Origin of the sequence: Clostridium sp., from assembly GCF_017888565.1 — a bacterium.
In the GTDB taxonomy this organism is placed as follows: domain Bacteria; phylum Bacillota; class Clostridia; order Clostridiales; family Clostridiaceae; genus Clostridium.
In genome coordinates this window covers 1-4,175 of record NZ_JAGHFX010000088.1, presented here as the reverse complement: position 1 = coordinate 4,175, position 4,175 = coordinate 1, and the positions used below count along the sequence as shown (strand labels likewise).

3 protein-coding genes, 2 tRNA genes and 2 rRNA genes are annotated in these 4,175 nt (G+C 29.1%); 6 read left to right on the top strand and 1 reads right to left on the bottom strand.

The genetic code is table 11. The features are described from left to right. Nucleotides 1-19 precede the first annotated feature (19 nt). The 5 genes from rrf (J7M87_RS16920) (at nucleotide 20) to J7M87_RS16900 (ending at nucleotide 1,973) form a co-directional block, all read left to right on the top strand. Nucleotides 20-136 (top strand): 5S ribosomal RNA (gene rrf / locus J7M87_RS16920). Between the two features lie 5 nt (nucleotides 137-141). Continuing rightward, a tRNA-Lys gene (locus tag J7M87_RS16915) sits at nucleotides 142-217 on the top strand. A 241-nt stretch (nucleotides 218-458) separates the two neighbouring features. Further along, on the top strand, nucleotides 459-1,409 hold the full coding sequence (locus J7M87_RS16910; RefSeq protein WP_291652813.1) for an L-lactate dehydrogenase: 951 nt from the start codon (nucleotides 459-461) through the stop codon (nucleotides 1,407-1,409). A gap of 365 nt (nucleotides 1,410-1,774) precedes the next feature. After that, nucleotides 1,775-1,891 (top strand): 5S ribosomal RNA (rrf, locus tag J7M87_RS16905). A 6-nt stretch (nucleotides 1,892-1,897) separates the two neighbouring features. After that, nucleotides 1,898-1,973 (top strand) — tRNA-Lys (locus tag J7M87_RS16900). 88 nt (nucleotides 1,974-2,061) lie between these two features. Here J7M87_RS16900 and J7M87_RS16895 read toward each other — a convergent pair. Next, the gene (locus J7M87_RS16895) at nucleotides 2,062-2,811 is read right to left on the bottom strand and encodes a signal peptidase II (RefSeq protein WP_291652811.1); all 750 of its coding nucleotides are present in this window, start codon (nucleotides 2,809-2,811) and stop codon (nucleotides 2,062-2,064) included. A 175-nt stretch (nucleotides 2,812-2,986) separates the two neighbouring features. Between J7M87_RS16895 and J7M87_RS16890 the strand changes: the two genes are divergently transcribed. Continuing rightward, nucleotides 2,987-3,790, top strand: coding sequence for a pyruvate, water dikinase regulatory protein (locus J7M87_RS16890; RefSeq protein ID WP_291652809.1), 804 nt, complete (start codon nucleotides 2,987-2,989; stop codon nucleotides 3,788-3,790). Nucleotides 3,791-4,175 lie beyond the last annotated feature (385 nt).

Sequence of the window (4,175 nt, the reverse complement as noted above, 5' to 3'; positions counted from 1 at the left end):
TTCAGAGAACACTCTGAAATCTGGTGATGATGGCGTAGAGGAAACACTCCTTTCCATTCCGAACAGGAAAGTTAAGCTCTACAGCGTCGATGGTACTGCATGGGAGACTGTGTGGGAGAGTAGAACGTTGCCAGGTCATATGCGTTATTAGCTCAGTTGGTAGAGCACCTGACTCTTAATCAGGGTGTCCCGGGTTCGATCCCCTGATAACGCACCAAATCCTAAACATTTGTTTAGGATTTTTTTTGTTTTTAAACTTTTTTAGAATTTCTTTAAAATTTATTAGAATATAAAATTTTATCATTATTGATTGGTTAATTTGTAATAAATAATATTTATAATTTAGGGTATATAAAAAAGTGGAAATAACTTTTAGATAATATGATTTTAAATTATTTTAATATTAGAAAAATATGATATATAATTTAAAAAAAGGAAATAGACTGGAGGAAAAACATATGTTTTCAAAAACAAGAAAAGTAGCTATAGTAGGAACGGGATTGGTGGGATCTAGTACAGCATTTAGTTTAATAACACAAGGAGTCTGTGATGAAGTCTTAATGATAGACATTAATAGAGAAAAGGCTCTTGGTGAAGTAATGGATTTAAAGCATTGTATAGAATATTTAAATAGAAATACAAAGATAAGGGTTGGTTCATATGAAGAATGTGGCGATGTAGATATAGTTGTAATAACTGCTGGAGCGCCACCGAAACCAGGGCAAACAAGATTAGATTCACTTGATTTATCAGCTAATATAGTTGAATCAATAGTTAATCCTATAATGGAAAGTGGATTTAATGGACATTTTATAATAATATCAAATCCTGTAGATATAATAGCTCATTATGTATATAAAATATCTGGATTACCTAAAAGCCATGTTATAGGAACAGGAACATCAGTTGATTCAGCAAGATTAAAGAACTTTATAGGAGATTTATTTAATGTAGATCCTAGAAGTGTTCAGGCTTATTCTATGGGGGAACATGGAGATTCTCAAATGGTTCCATGGTCTCATGTCTATATAGGAGGAAAGCCTTTTAATAAGGTTATACAAGATAATAAAGATAGAGTTGGAGATGTAGATTTAGATAAATTAGTTTTAGAAACAGCTCAGGCAGGATGGGAAGTATATAATAGAAAGGGAACAACATATTATGCTATAGCATCGGCTACTGTAGGTATTATAAAAGCAATAATAAATGATGAGAATAAAATAATACCTGTATCTACATTATTAGAAGGTGAATACGGTGAATATAATGTATTTAGTGGTGTACCAGCAGTTCTTAATAGTGAAGGTGTAAAAGAAGTAGTAGAAATAGATATGACAGATGAAGAACTTAAAAGATTTAAAAAGTCTAATGATGTTATAAGAGAGTACACAGAAAAATTAAATAAATAATTTAGGTGCTATTTATAAAGATACTAATATTTTTATAAATAGCACTATTTAAATTTTTAGCCTATGTATAAAAAGTTTAGCATATAAATAACTTTCTATAATTTAATTCTTTAGTTTTTAAGTAAACTTATATTGGGTTATGTTGATTTAAGATGAATGACATGAATAAAAAACTATGTATAGCAGCTCTCCATATTGAACATAAATTTTAAAATCATATAAAATAGAACTGAATTAAAGGCGCATATTTACAAGTAAAATTGAATTAATTTATATTAATAAGAAAAAAAATAAAATAATTTTAAAAAATATGTTGACATATGGACAATATGTCTATATAATAAGTTCTTGTTGAGAGAAAAATATCTGGTGATGATGGCGTAGAGGAAACACTCCTTTCCATTCCGAACAGGAAAGTTAAGCTCTAGAGCGCCGATGGTACTGCATGGGAGACTGTGTGGGAGAGTAGGACGTTGCCAGGTTCATAGGGTTTACTAGCTCAATCGGTAGAGCACTTGACTTTTAATCAAGGTGTACCGGGTTCGATTCCCGGGTAAGCCACCAAAAAATCACTTCAGTAATGAAGTGATTTTTTAATAAGAACTTGCTTAGCATTACATATAAAAAGAAAGGATTAAAATCCTTTCTTTTTTTATTTTCTAAATATATCATTTTTCATAAATTTAAAAAATTTCTTTGCAGATTCTAAATCATCTTTTAAAGTTGAGGAATCTTCTTCTTTGAAATAACCCTTTATATAGATTAACATTATAAAAAATAATATTCCTAAATTAATATACATATCCTTTATATCTGCTATAAATAGATTGCTAATTCCTATAAAGTCAAGGCTACCGCCATAAAAGATTTTATCTATTAATGAACATAGCGCTCCAGACAGAATGAATAAAAAGGCCATATCAGACCAGAAGTCTTTATTTCCTTTATATAAATAATATCTATATACCTCTATGAATAATATTACGGCTAGTGCATTTAGTATTATTAGAGCAGGAAATCCTACGCCAAGTCCAAATCTAGCATTAAGCCAAGAGCCATCTGTATTAATTATAGGGTCAAAGGAAAGAAACTTTGGTATAATTTCAAAATAATTATCAAAATAGAAAAGTTTTATTATAATCTTTACACCTTGATCTATTAACATAAGCACAAGAAAAATTGTAAAAACCACTTTGCTGGTAAATCCATTGGAATATTTTTGAGATGTAATGTATATTATCCAGCCTGTCAATGCAAATACGATAGTCAATAATAAATTCATAGCTAAAGTATAAAAACTATCAACCCTACCAGTGATAATTTCGAATGCAAAGTACAACAACCACATTATAGGGAGTAACCCTGTTGTTAGCCATTTATCTTTATTAAGTTTGTTAGTCATTTTATCCTCCTACAGAAAACTTAAGATATTAAGATTTTATCATATATAAATAGAAAATACATATAAGGATAACAAATTATTTTAAATACTGATATAATTAAAATGAAAATACTGAATATTTATGTTATTTAGATAAATAATAAAATAGTGGTATGCAACATAGGAGGGGATTGAAGTGTTAAAAATTTTTGCAGTATCAGATTCAATAGGGGAAACAGCTGAGCAAGTTGCACTAGCAGCAGCAAGTCAATTCAAAGGAGACGTAGAAGTAAAGAGAGTTCCCTATATTAAAGGATTAGAAGATATAGAAGATTTAATGAGAGATGTTAGTAATTGTGAAAATTGTATGATAGTATCAACTATAATAACTGTAAGCGTAAGGGAATATCTAACACAAAAGTGCTTAGAGAAAAATATATCAGTAGTAAATGTACTTGGACCAATAATAAATGTAGCTTCATCAATATTAAATAAAATGCCTGATAATAACCCAGGGGCTATGTGGAAAACAGATGAAGTTTATTTTAAGAGAATTGAGGCAATGGAATTTGCCATGCAATATGATGATAGTAAAGACTATAGAGGACTAAAAAATGCAGATGTTGTACTAATAGGGTTATCAAGAACATCAAAGACACCATTATGTATGTATTTAGCTAATAAAGGAATAAAGGCTATAAATATACCTCTTATGCCTGAAGTAGAAATACCAGATGAACTTTTCGAAGTAGATAAGAAGAAGATATTTGGATTAGTGATAAATCCTCTACAATTAATAGAAATAAGAAAAAGAAGATTAGATAAGTTTCATAGAATGCCTACTGGAATTGAGTATGCTAGTGATGCTAGAATTCTAGAAGAATTTGATTTTGCAGATAGAATAATGAGAAGGTTAGGATGTAAAACTATAGATGTTACTCAAAGAGCAATAGAAGATACGGCATTAATAATAATAAAAACGCTAGGGCATGAAAAGTAAAACACAGAATATAAAATCTGTTATCTAAAGCTAAGGTAAAGCTTTAGATAGCAGATAGTTAATGTTACTTACATAAGTTTATAAAAAGACAAAAAATAGTAGCGAAATAATAACTTTCAAAATGTAATTATAATTTTATTAAAAAATATAATAAAATATGTTGACAATGCTTTTTTTTAATGATAAGATTTATTCATCGCCTAAGGCAAGTCAAATGTTTTAAAAAGTTAAAAAACATGTTGACATAAATAACTTATGGTGATAAGATAAGAAAGTCGCTTGAGGGCGATGAAGAAAATGGTCTTTGAAAATTGAACAGAAAATAAGTTAAGTAAACAAACCAGCAATTCTTTTAGACGTCTTAACATTAAGACTCAAAGTAATT

What these genes read in the sequence shown, in the direction of transcription:
- J7M87_RS16910 (WP_291652813.1), top strand. Translation starts at nt 459, where the DNA reads ATGTTTTCAAAAACAAGAAAAGTAGCTATAGTAGGAACGGGATTGGTG.
- J7M87_RS16895 (WP_291652811.1), bottom strand. Translation starts at nt 2,811, where the DNA reads ATGACTAACAAACTTAATAAAGATAAATGGCTAACAACAGGGTTACTC.